This is a genomic window from Legionella cardiaca, from assembly GCF_029026145.1.
GTDB classification, from domain to species: Bacteria; Pseudomonadota; Gammaproteobacteria; order Legionellales; family Legionellaceae; genus Tatlockia; species Tatlockia cardiaca.
Window position 1 is genome coordinate 1,117,357 of the sequence record NZ_CP119078.1, and the last position, 24,554, is coordinate 1,141,910.

A 24,554-nucleotide genomic window follows, 5' to 3' on the forward strand; every position below is an offset into this window, starting at 1 on the left:
GAAAAAACACAGTTGTCGCAAATGGGCTAATCGAATATTAACAAACGTTCAATTAGAAACTTCAGAAATACCTAGATGTCTAATGATATTTATTTACCCATTGATTTATGTTAGTAATAAATTAGTTAAATAATTTAGCAAAAATTATTTCGTACACGCGCATAGGAATGCACGTGTTTTGATGAATGACTCGCAACTAAAGGACTACTATTATGCCACAAGAGAACACATTTGATGGGTTGTTGCGCAAAGATATAGTACTTTATCCCAATATTCTTTTGCTAAAAAAATTTTTGCTAACAGTGCATCATGGGTGGTTTCGCATCAATGGTTTGTCGCCTGATGAGAAATATTCATTAGCTGATTATTTATTAGATGAGGAGCGACTCATCATTGATTTCACTCGGCTAAGCGAGCAATCTCGCGATAAATTTTTAAAATGGTTTCTTGTCCCTCATGGCAGAGATGCTCATCAGGAATTACTAAGCGGTGTAACTACCAATAATTACCGGGGATATACTGCAGAAGTAGGCTTAAGTTGGTGGGGAAAGGTAATCAATCTCTTATTTTATCGTAGAAAATCTTATCATTGGCATTTAGCTTCTTATGATTCCTCGCTAAATCATCAAATAACTGGTTTAGAAGTTTGTCAGGATGCACATGGTTTATTAATTGGATTAAAGCAATTTGCTATTGAAGATAAAGGAGAAAAATATCATGAAACAAATGACAATCAGATAGAACCTCTTCGTAACACGAAACGGGTGTTAATTACTGATGATATGGTTGATAAATTACTAGCAACAGATCTTTCTTCTTGTGATTTCCACAGCATGGTTAGTCAACCCCATCCCTTTTCAATTGGAGTGCTTTCTAATTCCCAAAGAATGCAGGCAATGCGTGAATATCGCCAAACACAACGATTATTTAGTGCAAAACCATGGTACGAGAGACTATGGGATTGGATGAAGGCCTTGTTTGAGGAGATGCCACAAGAAATAGAGCTTGAAGAAATTCATAGTGGCAGTAAAAAATATCATTTGCTCTTTAGCGAGGGAGATGTACAGGTTTTCAAAAGAGATAAGGATGGTCATATTCTGGTTATAGAGAAACGTCCAGAATTAAGTAGTAGGGTTTTTTGTGGAGGAGGCGCAAAAATTTTTGCCCATGTAGGGGCAATAAAAGCATTTGAGGAAGTTGGTATTAAACCAAGTCAGCATGCAGGTAGTTCAGCAGGAGCCATTATGGCGGTTTTATGTTATCTTGGCTATTCCTCGAACGATATTCTTACTTTTTTTCAATGGTTTAAACAAGATAATTTAATCCATTACGATATTGATAGTTCAGGCCTTTCTGATGCAAGAGCAATGAAAGCAGCTCTGGATTACATGATTACTAAAAAAGTTAATGAAATTATTAAAACCTATGAGGTAGATAAGACACCTGAAGGACGACGATTTTTAGCAGACAAAGTTTTTAAGCATGGAAAAATTACATTTGAATCATTACATTCTCTTAAGCAACGCATCCCTGAGTGTAGTTTGGGAGATAAGTTAATTGTTACAGCAACGAATGTAGAAAGAAGAAAAACAAGATATTTTTCCTATGCAACAACACCCTGGATGGAGGTTAGTGAAGCTGTAAAAACATCGGCAAGTTTTCCCCTCGTGTTTAAACCGACCATTGTTGAAGGAGCGAAACACAAGGACGGCGGCATTTTAAATAATCTTCCCACAGAGGCATTCAGAGGTGATTTGTCGACATTTCTCGAATCCGAGCATGGTAATTGTTTAAGTATGGTCGCTTTCCAATTTGATAATGGTTATGAAAGAGGTTTATTGGATAAATTTGTCGATAGAGTTTATCGAGAAAATTTTTTTTGGAATTGGATTTATGGTTTATTGACTGGTGTGAGAGATCCGGTTAGTGGTTGGGAGCGTGATCGTCTTAAACTTTTGCAGCACAGTAATCAAGTCGTGCTAATTCCTGTCGGTAATGTTTCCTCTACGCAGTTTGATTTAGATCAAGATACGCAAAATACCCTGGTGGATAATGGCTATAAAGCGGCAAAGAATTATATTAATGTGCGATATAACGTGGATGAAGGCTCGGCAAAAAATGAAGAGCATATGTATTCTACATTTGCCTCCATTGAGGAACTGTTGTGTTTTTGTTGTTATCGTGGCCACGGCACCTGGTTTGAGCGAGTAGCATTGGAAGCTAGGAAAGAAGGGGTGGAAGAGCAAAAAATTAAGCAGTTACGCAATCAGCACTTTGCAACTTGTGAGAAAGAAAAGAGCAATGAGAAAGAAAAAAAAGCTTCGGAGAATACCAGTTTTATCAAAACAGGAAGTATATTAGAGAAACAATGGGTAATTAGAAATATGCAGTTGTTTGAAGCGATTTATCCAATATTTCATAAACTATCATGTGCATTTCTGACTACACCTGGTGACATTAACTTATTTAAGCTAGCCAGACACTCTCTTAGTTTGAACCGTCCTTTAGCTGGTTTGAAGTATTTAAGGGAGATAAAGGGCGAGCAACATGTTCTTTTAGCGATGTTTATTCAAATTTTAAATACTTCCTATTTGGAGAAAATTGAAGAGGTAGTGAATAAACTGAAAGTGCTTGAAGTAGTATTGCAAAATCCTCAAAATTTTGAGGAATTAAAAAAGCCTGAATTTTATGACAAATGGCATTTATTACCCAGACAAAACAACCGTATTTTGAAATTATTAAGCACTAACAATTGGCTAAAAGCGCGAGAATTATGCATTGCATTAAAACAAGGTGAGGAGCCATTAGAAACTATAATGATAGAAAACCCGTCATTAGAAGGAACAGAAGATGGCAACGCTGATAACAGGAGCTTCGAAGGGAATAGGACATGCTTTGGCGTTTGAGTTCGCCAAACAAGGCCATGATTTAATACTCTGTGCTCGAGATGAAGAGCTGTTAAAGGAGTTATCTCTGGCTATTCGTGCCACTTGTTCTATTCATATTGATATCATCTCTATGGATTTAAGCCATAGTGATAGTGCATCGAAGTTAATTGAATCCATTAAAGACTATCAAATTGATTGCCTGGTAAACAATGCTGGCATAGGCTATTTGGGAGACTTGGTATCGATGGACTCCCTGGACTTAAACAAATTATTACAATTAAATATAGTGACGCTTACGGAATTAACTCGTTACTTTGCGAAAAAATTTGTCGAAGTAGGGAAAGGAAAGATTCTTCAAGTTGCCTCAACTGCAGCATTTCAGCCAGGCCCTTATATGGCTGCTTATTACGCATCTAAAGCCTATGTGGTTTCTTTTTCTCAAGCTTTAGCCTATGAATTAAAAGACACCGGTGTTAGGCTTTCTATCCTTTGCCCAGGACCTACACAAACGAATTTTTTTCATGCAGCGCATATGGACAATAGCTTCATTGCCAATGGCATTATAGGCGTCATGTCAGCTGAGAAGGTAGCAAAAATAGCCTATCGTGATCTTAAAAAGAATAAGTTGTTCATCATTCCAGGTGTTATTAACAAGATTTTGTCTTACGCTGTTGCAGTCTCCCCGGGACGATTAAACCAAAGAATTACCGCATTCCTTCATCGCAAAAAAATCAATAAATGATCTAATCAGAGGGTTATATATAAGATTGATTGTTAGTTGTTTTTTAGTGTCTTTATAAGTTTTTACAGAATTTTTTCCAGCTAATAAAACCTTAATCTTTTCGTACTATACTCCAATTATTGCTCACCCAAATAACTGACTGTATAAATTAAAGGCATTGCTCAGTTATATCTACTTTTTGGAGATTAAACTATGTCCCGTGAAATGATTGATAGAATTAAAAAAGATCATCTCCGAAGTATTGAAAGTACACTTAAAAGTACGTATCTGGCTCATAAGTACGATGAGATTAACAGTAAGACCAGAACAGAGGTCAAAAAGCGCGAAGAGGAACTTTTTAATCAGAATAGACACCTTGTTGTTGATAAGAACAAACCTCCTTATACTCCCTATAATGGTACTGGCCATTATTACTACCAGATTCCAACCACGGAAATTCGTCCTGGTGTATTTATTGAGTCTCGTCATGAAGACCGTTTCAGAGTACCAGATTATCCTATCAGACAAAGATATACGACCGAATATGAAGAACGCTTCACCAAAACAATATGGGAAGGTCATGGTGGATTAGAAGCGCTTATTTCTGCTGAAATTGAGGCGCTAAAACCAGAAGCAGTTTTAAATCAATTATTACAGAGACATCCCTGGTTAAAGAATCTTTCTACTGCACTTACTATTTATAGCACATCCATAATTTATAAATTTATGGAAGATTTTATTCAGGAACAGTTGCTGACATTGCTGAAAAGCAAAATTTCTTCATGGAATGATTTAAGTTTATCAGCAATGGAAAGCAAGAAGTTAGAATGGAAACCCGTTGATGAAGACAGGCTTGAAAAGCATATCGAAGGTTATCCTCTTTCTGCAGTAGAGTCTTTTTACATAAAGAGCGTTCGGGAAGAATATCCGAGTCAATACAGAGAGCATGCTTCTTATAATTATTCAGGAAATGCCGGGCCAGAAATTCAAAAATTTAATGCTCCTCTTACCCGCATTGATGTGCTCCGTTTGTTGCATAACAATGATTCATCAGCCATGAAGGCTAGCATAGTCAATGGTATTGCATGTACAACTCACGCTCCTTTTCACTATGAAGAGCTCAAGCTATTAAGTCCTACTGAGTGGGATTTTTTTGAAACTTTAGTTATCAATATGGGGACAGAAAAATCCCCTTGTTGGATTGCTCTAAATAAAGAACAAACTGGGGGATGGACTGCTTACATTCCTGACAGCGGTGATGTAGCGATAGGTGATTTAGAGAAAAGATTATCTGCAGTACCAGGTAAAATCAAAACGCAGTTAGTTAATTACGATAGTAATCGAGCTTTAAACAATATTGACAAACTTAATAATGTCACAGAGTGGCATGCAGTATTATTTGGGCGAGTTATTCCTTGGTGTACCCATCAACAAGCAACTCCATTGGCGGCCTATCGAAATAATGTTCCTTTGTCGTTATTACATCAACAAACGATAGAGCAGTGTCTTTCCAATGTCGGTGCCTATAGTTATTACTATAGTAGTTCTGAATTAAAGGCAGTAACTCAAGCATTTCGTTACCGTCAGCCTTTTACCAAGAAAAGCATGTATGAATTAAAAGCAAACTTTCCGACCATTGACCGCGAATGTTTGTTAGAGAGTTTTTCTGCTTTAGGTAACGTCAATGCTAGTGACATTTTGACAGCATTTGATAAAAGGCAAATACAAATTTCTGCTGATCTTAAAGATTTGAGTGTCCATGAAGACTATGATCAGTATTTATTTAATGCCTTGACTGTTTCTTATCATAATCCATCAATTTCACGTATATCTTTTCGTGCTTATAGTAATCCTCAGATTGATAAATTATTTGAGTACGATGTTAATCTTAAAACGGCGAAACCCTCTAGTCATCACTTTGAGAAGAGAGTATTTGCCAATCCGATGCAATGTGTTGCGCGAAACCGATTCTTAGAAGCAGCTAAACCAGATGTTCTTAATAATGCTAAAAATGGGATTAGAGAACGTAGGATATTATGGGATTCTACTGGTCCAGAAATAGTTGAATTTTTCAAACTTCATGGAAAATCTTTTGATTTAGATTTTGCCAATTCCGTGAATAAATTTAATACGGAATGGCGTAAAACTTTTTGTGATCATGAAAAAAGAGGAAGTACCACTGAAACTGAGTGGGCTTTTGCTCAAATTGCACAAATGGGACCAAAAGGTTTGGATGAGATGTTTAAGGTGCTTGAAGGCTATACACTGCGGGATATGGATAGCAAAGAACCAGCTCCTAATCTTGATTGTACCTTTGATTTGCACGGTGGTTTAACGGATGAACCTCATGATTATATTAAGCATTTAACAACCAAGATTAACAACTTTGATTTTAGAAAAAAAGGATGTGTTCCTTTATTCAAGTCATTGTCACTAATTGTTCCTGAACCATTAACTGTTGAATCAAAAAAGGCTTTATTGAATCTAATTCGTGCTGTTGATGCTCGCCGAAAAGCTTTTCCTAAAGATATTGGCGAGGTTGTTTTGCATAATATTAAAAATTCTGCGGACAACGCCGACTTTATTAAAGAATTGCATAAAATGGCTACGGCTGAAAATTTACAAGTGGTTGTCAATATTCCTGAGTGGAATAGAACTGCTTATAAAGACCGTCCTAACCAAGAACTTAAATCTTTATACCGTATGGTTCAAAATAAAGTTCTTGACAATCAGCGCAAAGTAAATCATGCGAAATTACCAGACAATACGAAAAGTATTTATGACTGCGCTGAAGGTACTTTAGACCCTGAAGTATTTATTGATGAAAAATTAGAACAATTGGCTCAACCTTGGGAAGGGCCTGATGAAATCTATCCATTGAGTTCTCAAGCTCCTGGTATTCAGCAACAATTACAGCAAGCACTTGCACAGGAATTTCAGGCTGAGCAAGAAGAAGAACAGCAACAAGAACAAGAACAGGAGCAAGAACAAGAGATTAATCAATATCGTGAAGATGAAAAAGATTTGATTACTCGTGGAAATATCGATGAAAAATGTAGAGCAAATTGGGAATCCTTACAAACAGAGGTAAAGGAACTTTCAGGTTGGACAAAGTCCGATTTAAGTCAGCTCTTTTCATTGTGGGTTGGTAGTGAAAAAGATGCTCCTCAGGTCATTGAAAAAATTCAACCCGCTGCTATCCAGAAACTGATGGAAAAAGCTTCCCAGTTTAGAATGGCTATCGCTAAAGATAATATGCCTCCCGGATTTTATCTGGCTTATTCAAGAAATAATAAAGGCTTGATTTTGTGTTATGATGAGGCAAGAGAAAAGAAGGCTCTACGTGAGCGTAACTTACTACCAGCCTCTAAGCGTAATCCATTTACGGTCGAATTACATCAACCTCGAGAAGCAAAGGAATTTCACGGAGATTACCGTCAATTTGCGGCCATTAGTTCCCAAACAGGTGAGCAGCAAACATTGTGGCAATATCTAAGTATTGAGGATAAGGACAAACAACGACGTGTAAATGCAAAAGCATTTTTAGATCAAAAATCTCATGACAGTACAGAAGAAACTGCTTCAGTTATTATGCAGCGTTGGGATGTAGATAATACGCTTAATTCACCTGATGACTTCGATGCTTGCATGCATTACGTCAAAAAATGGGCTATAGCGCAGAAAGCATCACCTGAACTAGCGCACGCATTGTTTGAGGATTCAGCAACAAAGTTGACCCCAAGTAATCTTAAAGCTTTTGGTCAATTATTTAACCATTATGATATTCAAACTAAACATGGCAACGGTTCTAACCATTGGTTATTTATTGCAGATCAAGTGCTTACTAATTTTGGACCTGAGCATTTTGCTATTTGGAAGAAACGATTTTTAGATGCTTCACAAAACTGGTCTGAATATCTTGAAAAAGAAGATGTTGATGCCCTTTCCTTGAGTATTGTTACTTTAAAGGATAAGCCAGATTATCAGGCTATCTGGTGGAAATTAGTGGACAAACATGGCGAAGCAACAGGCCATATGCGTTATAAAGATGTATGGTATGCATACCAACAAATCATACGCTTTGTTGAGGATAAAAATCTCAACCTGAACAAAGATGCTTTATTTAGATACCTGGATAAAACCAATGATTTTAATGCCAAGGTATTTTTCGATCGCCTTAATCGCGTATTAAAAAATGCTTCTAATCAATTAAACGCCGAAATCGTTCAACAACGCATTTTGGACCACATTGACAAAATCGACTGGCGTCATAATGGTTTCTATTACGCAAGCCGATATGAAGGTTATCCTTACTGGGATGAAGCTTTAGAACAAACGAGATTCACTACAACTACGAAATACGGTAGCACTGGCTATCGAGTTAACTGGGATGACCCTACGCAGGATATTATTTCGCCAGCGCTTCATGCGTTACGTTTTGCAAGTAAACGCATAAAACTTAGTGTGCTGCAATTTGATGAATTCCAGTCAATTATTAAATCATGTAATCCGCAGAAGAAAGATGCTCCACATCTGCGAATACTTGTCGCTTGTTTGGGTATTGGGGTTGATAAATTAGACAAGTCTAATTCGGAAGAAATAGTACACCATTTTAAAACATTACAGTCATTAGACCCTGATTTTATCGAATGGTTCAATGAGCAATTAATTCTTGATGAAGATGAGTTGCTAGCTGGCACACTGAAGATGAGGGTAGCGGATATCGTCCCATTTGCCAGGTTGATTGAACAGCAAGGTATGACAAGGATGTTTGAATCCTTAAAAGTCCCCAACGGATTAGAGGCAATTAATGCATTTGGCCGTGCGTTACAGTGTTATCAATCTCTTGAAGGAAAAGGAAGTAACTCAGAGGAGCAATTTGTTAGATTACTGAAATTTTCTAAACACAAAGGGAGTTTGAGTTTACGTTCACTAATAACAGATTACCCTTGGTTAATTGATGATTGTAAGGATTTCGATACTTGGATTTCTCCCGCGCAGAAGGCTTTGTCTGCTCATAAAGTTCACTATTGGAGTGAACAATATCATCAGTATGAGATTTTTCGTAAGCAGTTACAATCTATCGATTTTTCTAAATCGACCAATTTGCCAAAGGAGTCGGAACTAGAATCTGCTTTTGCCGCAATTCTTAGTGATTCCGTAGATCCAGCAAAAACCAGACGAGATATTATCTCAAAATGGTGTTTAGATGGTTGTGACATCAATTATCAAGATGCAGAGTTCAGGAAACTTGAACAACAAGAATCAGTTGAAGCTGGCAAGTATATGCAAAGTCAGCTTAAACCCCGATTTAAAGAGCAAAACTTGGCACTTTGCGAGCGATTTATCAGGGATTATGTGGCTGTTAAGGCAAGTCTGGACCAATCACAACAAATAACACAGTTGCTAAATCAATTAGCTCGTTTGGATAATAAAGCCCACTATGATGAATTAGGTAAAGTGCTTGGTTTATTAATATCCAAGGCTGCAAAGAAAGATGGTAGTCGCTATTCGGCACCCCAACTTGCCAAGTGGTTAGAGTATTTTCTTGATGAAGATAATTATTCCAATCAACATTATCCAGTTAATTTATTGAATGAATTATTGGATAACGCGTTAGAAACAAATTCTTCGTTATTAAATCGTGATTTAAATAGTTTGAAAGAAAGAAGCGCTTTTCCCGTCCAAGAATTAACTATCAAGAAAGTTGCCCAAAGTAGATTACCAAATCAATACAAACCTATTTTGGTGAAACTTGCGTTAAAAGATGCTTCTAAACTTCATTTTGTGCTGGATGCGCAACAAAAGCTGCTTGCCATGCATGATGCAAAGGTTAATGTCAGTTGGATGAATGCTGCCACAAACTTAATTGGTAGTGTTGCTGACTTACCTTCGTTTACTCGTCTTTCAACTCTAGAAGAGCTAACCAAGCCAGCTGAGATAGTATTTGGAGCTAGTGTTGATGAGACCCAAAAAGAACTTTGGCAAGAAACTCAAATCAAGTTGATTGATCTATTTTCTGAAGGAGCTATTAGTAATTCGGAATTAGAAACGTATTTAAATTCTAACTCCACTAAAAGCGCCCATATTAAGATGATTCTTTCTCAGGCTGTGAATTGGAAAAATGAAGAGGAAAAAAACAAACTACCAAAATTGTGGTCACAACTTCAGGCGTTAGATGAAACTCAATTGAAAGAGCTGGCCAGCTATTACGGTGCAGAACCCATTCCATCTGCCACCTTACTAAGTAAGCTTTTGGAAAAAGATGAGTTTAAAGTTGCTAGTGCGTTGATTCATCATTTTGAGACTGTTGAACAAGGATTAAATGCTGATAAATCTCAGAAACGTCACTACAGTATTAATCCGAGTGATAAAGCCAGCTTAATGCGGGTATTGTCAGGATTTAAACGCAAAGGGGCTGGTTTACTTAGCGATAATGAGCAAAAAGAACTTATTAATTTGTTGTATTATACAAATAATTATCATCAGGTTGCTCAATTACATACGTTACCTGCCGGCGCTTTGCAAGGTCGTCTATATCAAGCATTAGACGAAATAAAAACTGCTACAGAACCTCATGAGAGACATCTTGCTTCTGCACGTTTATTGGCCTGTATGCGCGAGGTGTTATTACGAAAATCAGGCAAATGGGCAAACCATACCCAAATGCTGGATCTTCTCTACGCCGCGCTATACAACGATGAGAGTCTCATACACCAAGTACGTACAGGACAAGGTAAGAGTATTATTACGGTCATGCGCTCAGCTTATCTTGCCTTAAATGGCTATGTGGTCGATGTATTTAGTGCGAAGGATAGCTTGTCTAAACGTGACCATGAGGAGTTTGCACCCGTACTCGATGGCATGGGAATAGGACATGCTTATATTACCGAGAATGCTCCGGCAGATCGTTATCAAACGGCTTCAGCTAGACCGGGTATCGGAGCGGTAAACTACGCTACAATTGGTAATTTCAGTTTGTTCCAGTCTACTCACATTTGGAAGGGTGAGACTGCGATTCCTCTTGACCCTGCAAACCGTGTTGCCTGGCTTGACGAGTGTGATCATATCCTTAAAGATGAACAGACTCAGTTTAACTATTCTGATAGTGCTGATAGTGACCCTGTTTATAACCTTGATGAATGGGTTTATCGTGCAACTTATGATTTTTATCTGCAGCAAAGAAATGAAGGACAGCTGTTCGTTGATAAGGAAACAGGGATTGTCTCTGTTGGGCGTAACAAACATTTAAAACCGCTGTGTGAATATTTACAAGAGAAGGCTGCATTCGCTCCGAAGGATTCAACGTTCTTCCAAAAATATATGATTCCAGCGTTGGAGGGTGGAGAAGAGGCAATTAAAAAGCGTGATCAGCAGTTAAAACAATTGTTGACTGCCGCTCACATTGCACACGGTTTGCGAGAAGGTGAAGCCTTTTGCATTCGACCTGACATGAAGACCGTAAGTGGTGGAGCTGCGATTAACACACGCTTTGCGAAAGTGGTAATTTCTAACCAAATTCGTCATGGTTCTACATACAGTGACTTAGTTCAGCAATTTTTGCACGTACGTCTGAATAAAGAAGCAGCAAATGGAGGTAAAACGCCGGATTTCTTCGTGGATCCTTACACACAAATTGCTTTGTCACAAAATGCAAGTTATTTACTGAAAAAATATTACAGCAAGTTAGAAGGCTGTACGGGTACGGCAGGGAATGAAGAAGATCTTAAACTGTATAAGGATGTATACGGCATTGAACATGTTGTTAAATTGCCGACTCATGAAGAAATTGGCACAAAATTCTTGCCTAGTACCTTTAGTAAGAACCAACAGGACCAGGTCGATGTAATCGTTGAGCAAATTCTGCAACATGCTGATCGCCCAATTCTTGTCACTTGTAAAGATGATATCGCAGTAAAAGAGCTTGCTGCAAAGATTCAGGCTAAATTAAAGGAAAAGTCTTACGATTTTTCTAAATTTATCGTTGATACCAATGATAGTGGTAAAGCAGAAGCTGAGATCGTACCTCTTGCAGGACGAAACGGCGCTGTAACCATTAGCTCACGTATGGGAAGAGGAACAGATATTAAACCTGAATCAAAAGAAGGTTTAACGGTATTGCGAACTTACCCGGCTGCACCAAATGTGGCAAAACAAGAACGAGGTCGCCAAGGTCGTAATGGTGCTCTGGGAACTGTGCGGGATATCATTAATTTTAAAGAAATGCAGAAACAAGCTGAAAGCTTCAGCAAGTCAGAAAGATACAAAGAACGATTTGTCAGAATTCAGCAAGAGCAAAGAAAGCATCTGGAAGATAAGCTGCAAAAACATAAGGAAAGAGGTTCCACGAAGTGGGATGATCTTGACTTGTCTGTGGATGGCGAAAAGAAAGAAGCTTATCTATTGACGCGTTCAGTTATGCAAATGCAGCATGAAATAAAGCTTGAGCATGATAAGTTCTTACGCCGTAAGGAATACCTGATTGCTACCTTATCCGGTAATGTAATGGATGTTTTGCACCAAGCCATTGAGGATGGTAACCAAACTATTCCTGCTGTATTGCGAACAGGATGGCTAGATTGTCGTAAACACATTGAAGCCGCCTGGAATGCCCGTTTATCTGGTGATACGCGTACTGACACGGAAGAAGTTTATCAAAACTTCTTTAAGAAAGCCGATCAAGCTTGGCAAACTCTTTGTGGATTATCTCCCAGACTGGATCGTCTCTGCCTGTTGGATTTAGCTGAATCTCTAACAGCATTGTCCAATGGTGAAGAATCACTTGAAAAAGTTCTCGACAAAGAAATGGCCTATTGGAAACCAAGATTGGATGAAGGCAAACTTGTCAAAGCTGATTTATCAAGACTTGAGGCATTGAAAAAGCAAGTTAAATCTTATTTTATAAAATATCATCCAGATAAAGTTTCTGGCAAAGAAAAAGCTGAGCAAGAAAAGGCTGAGCTAATTAGCAAAAAGCTTAGTACATTAAAAGACTTAATTGAGGCTTGTACGCAAAAATTATCTGGGAAGACTGATTTTGCTGAAGACCACCTGGAAGGGGTGTCACTATTTTCTGAAGCGCCTCATAAGGGAGCTGTGATTCCATTTAGCGGGAAAAAACTGGACTCAAGTACTCAGAAAAGAGATATGAAACAAGTTGTTGAGTTTTATCAACAATGGTTAGCGGGTGCAGATGAATATTATTTCAGCAAGGATCTTGGCAAAAATCCGCAATTAATAACCGCTATTTATGGTCGTGGTTATAGCTTTATGGATGAATTTTATAATCAGTTACGTGAATCAAGTTCTCAAAGCGATGTAAGTACATTGTCACCAGAAAACCAAGTAGAACGACGTGAACTGGTATTCGGAACATTAACCGATGTTATGAAGCATTCGTCAGGTTATTGTGTTTCCTGTAAAGCTGTGGCTGATGTAGTCAAGCTTCTTATGGGACAAGGGAAACCCACAGAAAGCAATCCCGAACAAGACAGAAATTACTGTAAAGCCTTGGCACAATTTTTCGATCAAAATTGGTTGAAGAAAAAAGAACCTCACACACTTAGTAGCGCGGAAATAGAACAAAACGGTGCGCTGTTGTCGTTGGTTATGAAGATAGTAACAACACACTATAGTGCTGAGAAAGATGCGACCTTGGCATTTGTTAAGAGATTTTCTGAGTCTGTTAATGAGCATTTCCGCGAGAGTTTTATGGACTCTGAGGATTTGGCAAAAGTGTTTGCTTCAAATCCCAAGATTACAGAGCTATTAACGCTGCATACTAATAAAGCAGATATAGGTTATTTCATTGATTTAATCATTAAGAATGAAACAGCTACATTTGGTGAGGAGCGTTTAACAAAACTTCTAGACTATCTTGCAAAAAATGCAGACAAGTTAAAAGCTAAACCTTCGTTGATTAGGCCGTTATTTACTTTAACACTTCTCGATAGTAGCCAGAATCCAGCTAATAATTATTTGCCTGAAGTTGATGTCTTGGATGAGCTTCCTAGAAAGACTGAAAGCAGTGTCTGGTATTTCCTCTCTCAAAGAATGCCGCTCAAGGGAGAACACTGTGATACTTTCTTTAAAATGTTATTAGATAACAAGGAGCACGAGGATCTTGAAAAGAAAGTTATAAAACCTTTGCTTAAGTTGCCACCGTACATTCCATTGTCTTATATCACTGAACAGTTGAAGTTTAACCCGGGTCGTTATCAGCTTGAAGAATGCCACTCCAGGTTAGAAGAAGTTGGCGCGGCAGCCAAAGTCCTGAATGACTTTATGCAAAATAGAGGTATTGTCAAATCTGAGACAACCTATGGAACTCCTGAGAAACCGCGTGATTATAAACAGTTAGTAGAGCAGTTTACTGAAATGTCACCTGCACGTAACAAAGAGTTCTTTAAAACGGCTGCAAAATACGGCAATGTACCATTAGATACCGTACAATCTTTAGCCAGAACTTATGCAGAAGATGCCTCAGTCTTGAAGAGTCAAACGGACCTTAAAAAGACCTTTGATTTAGCAGATAAAATTTCTCGATTATCTAAGGATAAAAAGGAATTTGCGGAAGAGAAATTTGATGAAGCCTTGTCTAAGATCACACTGGTAAGCGTTGAACAGATGACTGATTTCGTCGATCTCATTGCAGCAACAGGTGAGCTTGATTCTCAAACGATGGAACAATTATATAGTGAATGGGATAACAAAGAGCTTACACAACAACGCTTGGCGGTAATTGAGCAAATCAGGCGTTTTGAAATAGTCTACACAGAGGCTCATTTACTTACCAGATACTTGTCAAGCAACATGGACGCTACAGTTAATGAGAAATATAAAGCATTTCTTGATCTAGCAAACAATAAAGCTAAATACGCTGGTTTAGGAAATGCAATGTATCCTATCTCTAATGCTTACTTTGCCGGTACAATTAAAACTGATAAAGTTAAAGAAGCATTTGATCTCGTTAATGAAGCAACTGAGTTGCAAAAGAGCCAAAAATATAGTTCTTATTTCTCATCATTCGCTAGAAATCAAGAGAAGCGACAAAGGCTCATGCAATATTTGCATCATGACTTATTAGATTTAGACAAGGATCCTAAGTTTAAAGAGCTTTGTTTCTCTAAATATGAGCAACTGGCTAAAAAATTGTCTGATCTGCCTGTTCCTAAAAAATTGGCTGATGATAAAAAGGCGCGTGTGGATTTACGTCATCATTTCCAACAACTGATTGGTTTTGCTCGCGAATTGGTTGCTGTTGCCAAACATCCATTTGGAGCCCCGAATGCGAAGGCAAACTTGGATCAATCCGCTGTCGATATTGTTCAGAAACATAATACTTATTTTGCTGAACAACAAAAACGTTATGCTAGTTTTTGGTGGGTAAACAAAGACCGTCGTGGACAGGCAAACACGTTGTTTAACAATTTAGCACGCGTGCAACTCCATTCTGCCGATGCTAAAGAAACATATTATCATGAGGCTCTTAAAGCAATTTGGAATTCGCAAAAACAGTTACTGGCTAGTGATGTTGATACAACGCGAAATTCAAAAGGTTATAGCCGATTGTATGATATTACGGTGCAAATGTTCATTACTGTGGCAAACGATTGGTTGACGGATAATGAAGCTTCTCTAGAGAGCAAGGTGGCTGTCAATGGTCTTCTCCAGGAGCAATTAAGTTTCCATATTGATTTACTTGCCGATAGACTTCCCGATGGTAAGTTGAAAGATATGATGTATCAGCTCATAGGACAAGACGTCAAGGATAGTCCCGATAATCGATGGGCTCCAGGTTCTACTACTTTGAAAGATTTAAGTGATGTACTTAAAAAACATCAAAATAGTATTCCTAAGCCTTTGAAGTATCTTGCCAATAATCTTGATTGCCTGATCAGCTTATCTGATACAGTTTCTGAAGAACAGAAGATTGCTGCAGAGGAAGAGCTGTACTCTCAACATCGACATAACTAATCGATGCTCAGCTGGTTTGCGTTGTCCAATTATCTTATTCATTAATTGGGCTTCGCAAGCTGCACTTAATTTGCAATAATTCATTCTTATTCAATTTTCTTGTTTTTCCATGTCATCATCTGTGTTGAACAATTACTATTTACAAACGATGGGTATCGATGTTTGGCTTAAGCGCGAGCAAGTTTACTCCTGCGAGAAACAATTATTGCAATTAACACAAGAAGTTGCTTCCTGTGCACGTTGTATATTATGTAAAACACGCACGCAAACCGTATTTGCTCGTGGTAACCCGCTTGCTAAATTAATGATAATAGGAGAAGCGCCAGGCTTTTATGAGGATAAACAGGGCCTACCATTTGTCGGTAAGGCAGGAATGCTCCTGAATCAGATGCTACTAAGTGTTGGATTAACAGAGCAGGGTGTCTATATTGCCAATGTTTTGAAATGTAGACCACCTGAAAACCGCGATCCGCGACCTGAGGAAATTATTCAGTGCAGCTCATATCTCACCAGACAAATTGAACTAATTAAACCTTATTTAATTCTTGCCCTTGGTCGTTTTGCTGGACAGTTTTTGATAAATAAAGTATCGCCTTTAAATCAGCTTCGACAAAAAGTTCATCACTATAACAATACGCCTTTTATAGTGAGTTATCATCCGGCCTATTTGCTACGTAATCCGTTAGATAAAAAAAAGGCTTATGCTGATCTACTCACAGTCAAGCAATTTTTATTGGAAAAATCTCAGTGAAAATGTTTGATGGTTTTACCCTGATAGAGTTGCTTTGCTGTTTATTATTGCTCAGCCTGCTCTTCTTTATCTCGTTACCGATAAGTCTCACCATGTTGCATCAAAATCAATTAGAAATCATGGAAGACGAAATATGCACAGCAATTCGCTATGCAAGAAAAATGGCATTACTGTACGATGTGCGATTGGCACTGACACCATTGGCTGAGGCGGGTGATTGGTCTCGGGGAATGATTCTTTTTGTTGATAATAAAAAACACAAATACCAACCAGGCTCACAAGTGCTTCATCAATGGCAATGGCATCAGCCTGGACTGCAAGTAAGTTGGAATGGTTTTCAATCGAATTCCTATCTTTTATTTTCAAATAATCTAAAACATGCAGCAACCAGCGGCCATTTTAATTTACTTACCGCTGAATCAAAGCATGTGAAATTAATTGTTAATCGTTTTGGTCGCATTAATAAATCAGCCTAGTAGAGACAAAAGTTGTGTATGATTATTATAAGACCCATCTGGGCTCCCCTTGAATAAGAAAAATAGATTAAAGAATTGTCTTGGAATGGAAAAAGTTGATTACTTATCGCTACATTTGAAGATTGTGCCACTATTGGGAGATCCCTCGCTACGCTCGGGATGACGTGGACATTGTTAGAAAAAATATTCCTGCTTCATATAACTCTTACCTCATCCCGAGCGTAGCGAGGGATCTCCCTGCACATTGATGTGTTTTATCAATTCGTCCTTCAAGTCAATTAGTGCTTTTACGCAGTAGGTGGTATAATTTCCCGAGTTGTGATGCGATTTATTTACCATGCTCAATCAAACAATAAAGCTAGGCGCTGCCTCTTCGTCTCCTCCAAAGGTATTGTTGCCTTGGCTTAAACACGAATTCTCTTTAACTGATAAATTAAAAAATGAAGTAGGGGATGCATCGCTTACCATTCTTAATCAGCAATGGAAAAATCCAAGCTGGTGGGATAAATTTGCTCTTGGCATATCAACCAGTTCGGTGATGCATCGCGAAATTATTATGTCAGCCCACGGTACCCCTTGTTGGTATGCAAGAACTATAATTCCAGATTCTTGTTATCAAAAAAATTTTTTGTTTTTTAATCGCTTAAATCAAGAATCCCTGGGGGTAATTATTTTCAATACCCCGCAGGTGAAACGAAATTTGATGTTGCAATATGCAATTAATGCTTCTTCTTTAGAGTATTACTGGCTTCCTCATTTACCGATGCTTACAGAAAGTAAAGACTTATGGAGCAGGCTTTCTATTTTTTCATTACAGGAAAATGTATTTTTTTATCTTGTCGAAATCTTTTTGCCTGACTTCTTAAGGACAATAAATTGAACTGGAGTAAATATTTCAGGTTAATGCGATTTCATAAACCAATTGGTATTTTGCTTTTATGGTGGCCAACTGCCTGGGCTCTTTGGGTGGCCAATCAAGGAAAACCGTCATTAACAGTCGTAAGTCTGTTTTTATTAGGAACAATTTTTATGCGTGCTGCTGGCTGTGTTGTGAATGACATTGCAGACCGACATATCGATTTACATGTTCAACGCACAAAAACAAGACCATTGACAACAGGAGAAGTGAGCCTGGTTGAGGCATTACTGCTTTTATGCGGTTTATTATTACTATCCCTTTTTGTGTTGCTTCAGCTTCCAAAGGCATGCTTTTATTACGCCCTAATTGCCGTTTTTATTACAGTACTTTATCCTTTTTGCAAACGATTTATTCAAAGTCCTCAGCTTATACTGGGCCTTGCTTTCTCTATGGGGATTCCCATGGCGTTTGTTGCTTCAAATCAACTTCCAGACAAAACAATGTTTCTTTTACTAGGTATTAATTTTATGTGGGTCGTTGCTTATGATACAGAATATGCAATAGTTGATCGTGAAGATGATTTGCGTATTGGCGTTAAATCAACGGCCATTCTTTTTGCAGAATATGACAAATTGGCTATTGCTTGTCTGCAATTATTATTGCATTTCTTATGGCTTCCTTTAGCAATCAACCTTAAGTCTTCGCTTTTTTGGGTGGGTTGGAGCGTGGCTGGTGTGAATTTTCTGTATCAGCAAAAGCTTATCAATAAACGTAACCCGGCCGATTGTTTCAAAGCATTCACTTCTAACAATTGGTATGGCTTACTCATGTGGTTAGCAATAATAGGCTCGACGCTTAACTTTTGAGTTAGATAAGCTAAGGGCGAACATGTCCTTCGCCAAAAATAACCCACTTATAACTTGTTAAAGCATCTAAAGCCATGGGCCCCCGAGCATGCAGTTTTTGGGTACTAATGCCAATCTCAGCGCCCATTCCAAATTGACCACCATCAGTAAATGCTGTGGATGCATTCACATAAACGACTGCCGCATCAACATTGTCTAGAAAATAATTAATTGCTGTTTGCTCCTCAGCGATAATTGCCTCGCTGTGACCTGAGCTATATTTCATAATATGGTTGATTGCTTCCTCTATTGAGGAAACGGTTTTTATTGACATTTTATATGACAGGAACTCTTCGCCAAAATCCTTGGCGCTTGCCTTAAGTAGAAGATTTTCAGGATAGGTAGATTCGAGGGCCTTATAACTTGCTTTGTCGGCGAAAATTTCAACATCTTTGTCCGCTAATAATTTGACTAGTAATGGTAAGTCAGCTATTCGATTTTCATGAATAATTAATGTATCTAAGGCATTACAGACACTAACTCGTCTTGTTTTAGCATTATTAATAATTAAACGACCTTTCTCTATATCGCCACTTTGATCAAAATAGACATGAACAATACCCGCTCCCGTTTCAATAAAAGGTATTCTTGCATTTTCGCGTACAAAATTTATTAATGATTGACTACCTCTGGGAATACAAACATCGACAAACTTATTGGCTTTTAATAGGCTATGCATTGCTGCTCGTTCTGGAGGCAATAAATAAACAACATTTTCATTGATTCCATGGGCGTGCAAAACCTGCTGAATAAGAGAGACTAGAAATTGGTTACTATGATAGGCTTCCTTACCACCTTTCAATACACAGGCATTGCCGGTTTTAAAGCATAAGCTAAAGGCATCAACGGTGACATTTGGTCTTGATTCATAAATAATAGCTACTACGCCTAATGGGACAGAAACTTTTTTGATTTTCAAACCATTAGAGAGTTGTTTTTCATCTAGAACAGTTGTTCGTGGATGTGACAAAGAAACGACAGTTTCAATATCCGCAGCAATAGAAAAAATGCGCTCTTCCGATAAGAGAAGACGATCATATTTGGGATCGTCTTTTTTCATCAATGCTAAATCTTTGCTATTTTCATTAATTAACTCAGGCATCGATGCGCGTAATTGCTGGGCTAATGTCAACAATACTTGATTACGTTTTTCTTCTTCAAGCTGCATTAAGCTATAACTGGCGTCTTTAGTTGCTTTAAGCTGGTTAATTATTGTATCAGCCATGAAATCTCTTAAAAAATATGTAAATGATCATAATGGATAAACTCTGGCTTTGCTGATTGCCCTAAGTATTCATTTAGTTTAGTCGCATCATACCTGGCAAGTCCAACACCTATTTTCTCATTCTCTATAGTAAGAATTTCTATGAGATCACCTCGTTTAAAATTACCTGTACATTTTTCAATTCCTACCGGTAGGATACTTATAACACGTTTATTTTCTTTTATAATTTCAACGAGGCGAGCATTTATAGTAATTGAGCCTGTCTTTTTTTCACCACTATAAGCAATCCATCGTTTTATATTTGACTTTTTCTTGGCAGGCAAAATTGTGGTACCGAGTGATTCATTATTCACAATACGAGTAACTACTGAAGAATAATTGATACTTGCTATGTGTGTAGTAATTCCTAAATTTGACATTTTTCTCGCTGTGCCGAGCTTGCTAATCATGCCGCCTCTCCCATGAAGGCTTTTTGTGGCAGATACTTTCGGCCAGCCACTCTCAGGATTAATTGTCTTAATGAGTTCTGAGCCTGGGTCATCGGGATGTCCTGTATAAACACCTTCCACATTGCTTAAAATAATGAGTTTTTCAGCATTCATTTGAGCAGCAATAAGACCTGCGAGTTCATCGTTATCAGTAAACATCAGTTCTTCAATGGCAACACTGTCATTTTCATTGATGATGGGCACAATATTTTTGTGATCTAATATTTCACGGAGCAACCGCGAAATATTTAAATAATGTTGTCGTGTATGAAAATCTTGCTTTGTAAGCAATAATTGAGAGACCAAAATGTGATGTTTTTTCAACATGCAAGCATAGAGGTGCATCAATTCATATTGACCTAAAGAAGCTAAAACCTGTTTTTCGCCTATCGAGCTGCCATATTGGCGGCCAAGGAAGTGAGTTGCCACTTTACGACCAGAGGCAACCGCACCAGAACTAACCAATATAACTTGATGACCTGCATTTTGTAGTGTCACAATTTGCTCAACTAAATCCAGCATAACTGGCTCAAAAGGCGTGCCATCATTCGATAAAATACTTTGTGTACCTACTTTAATAACGATTTTCATACCTGGTTCTTAGTTAATGTGCTGCGAAAATAAGCGCTATTTAAGTGTATAACACGATTATTCTAAAATCAGAACATTTTTTGAGCTTCTAAGTGGTAATCAGCTTTGAGTAAGACTGGCATGCAAAATTACTTCGCCGTTTACATAAGCAATTCGTTGAGTAAACTACTGGCGCCAATTCGAAACCAGGATTTATCTAAATTGCGATTTAAAGTTTGTTGGGCAAGACACATATAAGTAAATGCTTGAGCGGGTTGTTTTATCCCTCCAGAGACTTTTAAACCGCAGTTTGAATGACTATGTTGAATCGCCTTCAATATTGCAAAAGCCGCTGCTGGTGTTGCTCCCTGATTTGTTTTGCCGGTAGAGGTTTTTAAAAAATCACAACCGTTACTAATAAGTTCATTACTTAAAGTATAAATACTAGCCAGGGTGGGAAAACACCCTGTCTCTAAAATAACCTTAAAAGTAATCCCGTACTCTCTACAACGGGTATAGGCTTGTAAGCAATGCGCGAGAGAATAGTGTTGTTCTCCGTTTAGATAACTTTGATAGGGAAATACATAGTCGATTTCATCTACCTGCGAATGAATTAAGTCAATTGCTGACAAAACTTCATCGATGGTCTGTTCACCTGTAGAAAAATTCACGACTGTGGCTATGCGCACTGAATCTTCAGGCTTAAGTGTTGCGATCTGGGCAGGGTGTTTCGCTGAGATTGCCGAGGAAATAGTCTTAATATGCTGCGGTAAAACACAAATGGCTGCAACATGATGTTCATTCGCACTTTGACTAAGAGACTGCAGCGCTAAAGGAGAAGCTGTCTCATCAAGCAGAGTCAAGTCAATTAATGAAATGGCTTGAGATTTTAACTGGTTAGTGTCCCAAGCGGCTTCATTTAACTTCCCAAGCGCAACTAAAAACTCTGCTTCAAGATTCACGCAAGGCTCGCAATAAATTGTTTTACTAAACGATTTAATTTTTCTGCTGCTTTGGAAGCCATTAAAACAACGGCTTCATGGCTGTGACTTGTTGGTGCAAGTCCAGTTGCATAATTTGTTATTGTGGCGATAACGGCAACTTTCATACCGCAATGATTGGCAACGAGTACTTCTGGAACTGTAGACATCCCTACAGCATCAGCCCCCATAATGCGAAAAGCTCTAATTTCGGCTGCTGTTTCATAATTGGGTCCTAGCACAGAAAGATAAACACCCTGATTAAGTGAAATATTTTCTTTGTGGGCAATTTGCAATAACTTATCCCGCATTCCTTGATCATAGGCGTTATCCAATGGAATAAAACGAGGACCAAATTCGTCATCATTAGGTCCTACCAGGGGATTTCCTGGTTGCATGTTGATGTGATCCGTAATGAGCATTAATTCGCCCGGTCCTACATCTTCTCGCAAGGATCCAGAAGCATTTGTTGCAAAAAAATACTCACAACCCAGTAGCTTTAACGTGCGGACATAGGTTTTAACTACCTCGTAATTAGCTCCCTCGTAAGTATGAGCTCGCCCTTGCAAACAAATAACGCCTACTCCTGATAAGTACCCGAGGACTAAATTGCCGCCATGTCCGTGCACAGTCAGCTTGGGAAAGCCTGGCAGTTGCTCATAACTGATAGATATCGCATCTTCCAATTCTTCAGCAAAACTTCCTAATCCTGAACCGAGGACGATGCCTAATGTTGGTTTAAAGTTTGGAACGCGTTGTTTTATTAGTTCAGCAGCTTGGTGTGCCGAAGTAAGATTTGTTTTTGTCATATCTATTAATCCTGAGAAGGCTTAAGTCTAAATGCTTCGGGTAATAATTCATTAATTTGCATTGTTTTAATTACCCCTTGTTCGTTACATAGATGAATTTGTGTATCAACGGTAGAAAATTCTATGATGCGTTGGCGACAAGCACCGCAAGGTGAGCAAAGGGTATTTTCTCCATTGAGCACAACAATACTTTTAATTTTTCTTTTTCCAGCTGCAATCATCTGGCAAATTGCGGAAGTTTCCGCACAAATTGATAAGCCATAAGAAGCGTTTTCTACATTGACTCCAGTATACAAGCTGCCATCTTCACTGCACAAACAGGATGCCACTCGAAAGTTGGAATAGGGGGCATAGGCATGAATCAATGCCTGCTTTGCATAATTTATCATCGATTTTTCTAAGTCGGCCATGAGAGACTCCTAATCTGGTTGGAGACTATACGCATTATCCATAATGCTTACAAGTCATAGCTATTATTATCTAGATTGATAAATCAGAACATCATGATTAATGAAGCTTTAAATAATCACTCTAAAAATCCACATGAGAGCACTTAGCAAAGTCTATGGATTTGGAAGATATTTAGCTGGCTTTGTTTGTTGATAATCAGGATGTACAATCCAATTAGGTTGCAATTTGTGATAAATATCTTTTTCTGTACCAGTATCATCAACGGGTGTGGTATCCATATAGCCACTTTGATCAAAACGAGTCGTCGATTTGTCATTGCCAGTTAGAATGTTGTTTTGCGGAGGACGATTAAATGGGTTTAATTCATAGCCTTTTTGCAAATGTGGATAATAAAGAATACTTGGGTTTTGGGGGCTCACACTATTGGGTTGGGCAAAGTTTACAATGGGCAATGAACTGAGTAACACAGCTACAGAAAAAAGAGTCCGCTTCATCACCTTCTCCAAATGATCTCATATTATAAATATAGTTTAATTTTTGTTCTTCCAGGGCGAGTCAGGCTTTTATAGAGCTTGATTTAAGCGTATACGCAAACATAGGCATTTAATTATTGATTATTTACTAAATGCCTATTTCCTGGGATATCTAACCCCTGGTGTGTAGCTTGGACCAATTTTATTATATTAAGTAATCACTTATCGCTTGTAATAAGTTTGTGCATTTATCTCATTATTTAGTTCCTCAGGAACTGGAGATGAGGTAGGTGCTCTCCACAAAGGTGACTCAGCTATTTCGTCGCAAAGCGTATTCGACACAGAAGGGGTGGGTGTCAGACTAAAATGTTGCTCTAAAACTTTGTAACTTTCTTTAGAGTCATTCTCATTGGCGACTAAGGTATGATCAAGCCAGCAATAGAGGGCTATTGAGCCTAAACTCAGCACTAAAGTTGAAGAAATTACAAATGCTAATAGTGTTGCAGGAGGAAAAAATAAGGAAATGGTAGCGGATACAGCTGGGGCTAAGGTCATCAGTGTAGAAAGGATTGTGTATTGTATATAGGATTCTTGAATTGGCGAATGATTTGAATCCATTTTTGAGACGCGTTGTTTGTGATATTCAGCAATAGACCAGATGAAATTACTTATAAAAAATAGCCAACTTGCCGCGACAAGAAAGGGAGGAATAAAAATTCCTGCTACACAACAGAGCATCGCTATTGCTCCTGTCGCTGCAGCTACGCGGTGTTGATTTTTAATTTCTGTGAACCCGTACCAACGATCTGTTTGACAGGGGTAGTTAGGATACATTTGACAGGCACATAGCCATAATCCATAGCCAATTGAATAGCAGAAAAGGGCACCTATATTGGCTAAGGCAGCTAATAATGCAAAAGGTGAATGCTGTAGTTGTGAGACTACAAAGCCTAAAAAGAAGAAAAAACTGCTAGCATGATCAAGTCTTTCTGCAGTAGTCACTAAGTTATCCTGCTCAAATT

The 24,554-nt window shown here is 38.2% G+C and carries 14 protein-coding genes; 7 read left to right on the top strand and 7 right to left on the bottom strand.

The window, feature by feature from the left end:
* Positions 1-212 precede the first annotated feature (212 nt).
* From vpdC to ubiA, 7 genes are all read left to right on the top strand, one after another.
* Positions 213-2,906 (top strand): Dot/Icm T4SS effector VpdC, encoded by a 2,694-nt coding sequence (gene vpdC, locus PXX05_RS04875; RefSeq protein ID WP_275089940.1) that lies wholly within the window; start codon positions 213-215, stop codon positions 2,904-2,906.
* A complete protein-coding gene (locus PXX05_RS04880; RefSeq protein ID WP_275089941.1) occupies positions 2,851-3,630 on the top strand; it encodes an SDR family NAD(P)-dependent oxidoreductase in 780 nt (259 codons plus the stop codon). The genes vpdC and PXX05_RS04880 overlap by 56 nt, the downstream gene beginning before the upstream one ends.
* Positions 3,631-3,822: 192 nt before the next feature.
* Positions 3,823-15,585 (top strand): hypothetical protein, encoded by an 11,763-nt coding sequence (locus tag PXX05_RS04885; protein WP_275089942.1) that lies wholly within the window; start codon positions 3,823-3,825, stop codon positions 15,583-15,585.
* 109 nt (positions 15,586-15,694) lie between these two features.
* Positions 15,695-16,336, top strand: coding sequence for a uracil-DNA glycosylase (locus PXX05_RS04890; protein WP_275089943.1), 642 nt, complete (start codon positions 15,695-15,697; stop codon positions 16,334-16,336).
* Between the two features lie 2 nt (positions 16,337-16,338).
* Complete coding sequence (locus PXX05_RS04895) at positions 16,339-16,812, top strand: GspH/FimT family protein (protein ID WP_275090464.1); 474 nt, start codon at positions 16,339-16,341, stop codon at positions 16,810-16,812.
* A 337-nt stretch (positions 16,813-17,149) separates the two neighbouring features.
* Complete coding sequence (locus tag PXX05_RS04900) at positions 17,150-17,692, top strand: chorismate--pyruvate lyase family protein (RefSeq protein ID WP_275089944.1); 543 nt, start codon at positions 17,150-17,152, stop codon at positions 17,690-17,692.
* A gap of 23 nt (positions 17,693-17,715) precedes the next feature.
* Entirely contained in the window at positions 17,716-18,537 is an 822-nt protein-coding gene (gene ubiA / locus PXX05_RS04905; RefSeq protein ID WP_275089945.1) for a 4-hydroxybenzoate octaprenyltransferase, read from the top strand.
* Between the two features lie 10 nt (positions 18,538-18,547).
* Here ubiA and PXX05_RS04910 read toward each other — a convergent pair whose 3' ends face one another.
* From PXX05_RS04910 to PXX05_RS04940, 7 genes are all read right to left on the bottom strand, one after another.
* Entirely contained in the window at positions 18,548-19,801 is a 1,254-nt protein-coding gene (locus PXX05_RS04910; RefSeq protein ID WP_275089946.1) for a glutamate-5-semialdehyde dehydrogenase, read from the bottom strand.
* A gap of 8 nt (positions 19,802-19,809) precedes the next feature.
* The gene (gene proB / locus PXX05_RS04915) at positions 19,810-20,880 is read right to left on the bottom strand and encodes a glutamate 5-kinase (protein WP_275089947.1); all 1,071 of its coding nucleotides are present in this window, start codon (positions 20,878-20,880) and stop codon (positions 19,810-19,812) included.
* A gap of 140 nt (positions 20,881-21,020) precedes the next feature.
* Positions 21,021-21,821, bottom strand: coding sequence for a deoxyribose-phosphate aldolase (locus PXX05_RS04920; protein ID WP_275089948.1), 801 nt, complete (start codon positions 21,819-21,821; stop codon positions 21,021-21,023).
* A complete protein-coding gene (locus PXX05_RS04925) occupies positions 21,818-22,648 on the bottom strand; it encodes a purine-nucleoside phosphorylase (RefSeq protein ID WP_275089949.1) in 831 nt (276 codons plus the stop codon). The genes PXX05_RS04920 and PXX05_RS04925 overlap by 4 nt, the downstream gene beginning before the upstream one ends.
* A 5-nt stretch (positions 22,649-22,653) precedes the next feature.
* On the bottom strand, positions 22,654-23,058 hold the full coding sequence (gene cdd, locus PXX05_RS04930; protein ID WP_275089950.1) for a cytidine deaminase: 405 nt from the start codon (positions 23,056-23,058) through the stop codon (positions 22,654-22,656).
* Between the two features lie 153 nt (positions 23,059-23,211).
* Positions 23,212-23,553 carry a hypothetical protein gene (locus PXX05_RS04935; RefSeq protein WP_275089951.1) on the bottom strand — a complete coding sequence of 114 codons (342 nt, stop codon included), beginning with the start codon at positions 23,551-23,553 and terminating at the stop codon, positions 23,212-23,214.
* Between the two features lie 201 nt (positions 23,554-23,754).
* Positions 23,755-24,534, bottom strand: a complete 780-nt coding sequence (locus PXX05_RS04940; protein ID WP_275089952.1) for a hypothetical protein — start codon at positions 24,532-24,534, stop codon at positions 23,755-23,757.
* Between the last annotated feature and the right edge of the window lie 20 nt (positions 24,535-24,554).

Excerpts from the sequence above, each read along its gene's own strand:
- PXX05_RS04900 (WP_275089944.1), top strand. The coding sequence starts at position 17,150 with ATGCTCAATCAAACAATAAAGCTAGGCGCTGCCTCTTCGTCTCCTCCA.
- PXX05_RS04890 (WP_275089943.1), top strand. The coding sequence starts at position 15,695 with ATGTCATCATCTGTGTTGAACAATTACTATTTACAAACGATGGGTATC.
- PXX05_RS04885 (WP_275089942.1), top strand. The coding sequence starts at position 3,823 with ATGTCCCGTGAAATGATTGATAGAATTAAAAAAGATCATCTCCGAAGT.
- cdd (WP_275089950.1), bottom strand. The coding sequence starts at position 23,058 with ATGGCCGACTTAGAAAAATCGATGATAAATTATGCAAAGCAGGCATTG.
- vpdC (WP_275089940.1), top strand. The coding sequence starts at position 213 with ATGCCACAAGAGAACACATTTGATGGGTTGTTGCGCAAAGATATAGTA.
- ubiA (WP_275089945.1), top strand. The coding sequence starts at position 17,716 with ATGCGATTTCATAAACCAATTGGTATTTTGCTTTTATGGTGGCCAACT.
- PXX05_RS04910 (WP_275089946.1), bottom strand. The coding sequence starts at position 19,801 with ATGGCTGATACAATAATTAACCAGCTTAAAGCAACTAAAGACGCCAGT.
- PXX05_RS04880 (WP_275089941.1), top strand. The coding sequence starts at position 2,851 with ATGGCAACGCTGATAACAGGAGCTTCGAAGGGAATAGGACATGCTTTG.
- PXX05_RS04895 (WP_275090464.1), top strand. The coding sequence starts at position 16,339 with ATGTTTGATGGTTTTACCCTGATAGAGTTGCTTTGCTGTTTATTATTG.
- proB (WP_275089947.1), bottom strand. The coding sequence starts at position 20,880 with ATGAAAATCGTTATTAAAGTAGGTACACAAAGTATTTTATCGAATGAT.
- PXX05_RS04935 (WP_275089951.1), bottom strand. The coding sequence starts at position 23,553 with ATGAAGCGGACTCTTTTTTCTGTAGCTGTGTTACTCAGTTCATTGCCC.
- PXX05_RS04925 (WP_275089949.1), bottom strand. The coding sequence starts at position 22,648 with ATGACAAAAACAAATCTTACTTCGGCACACCAAGCTGCTGAACTAATA.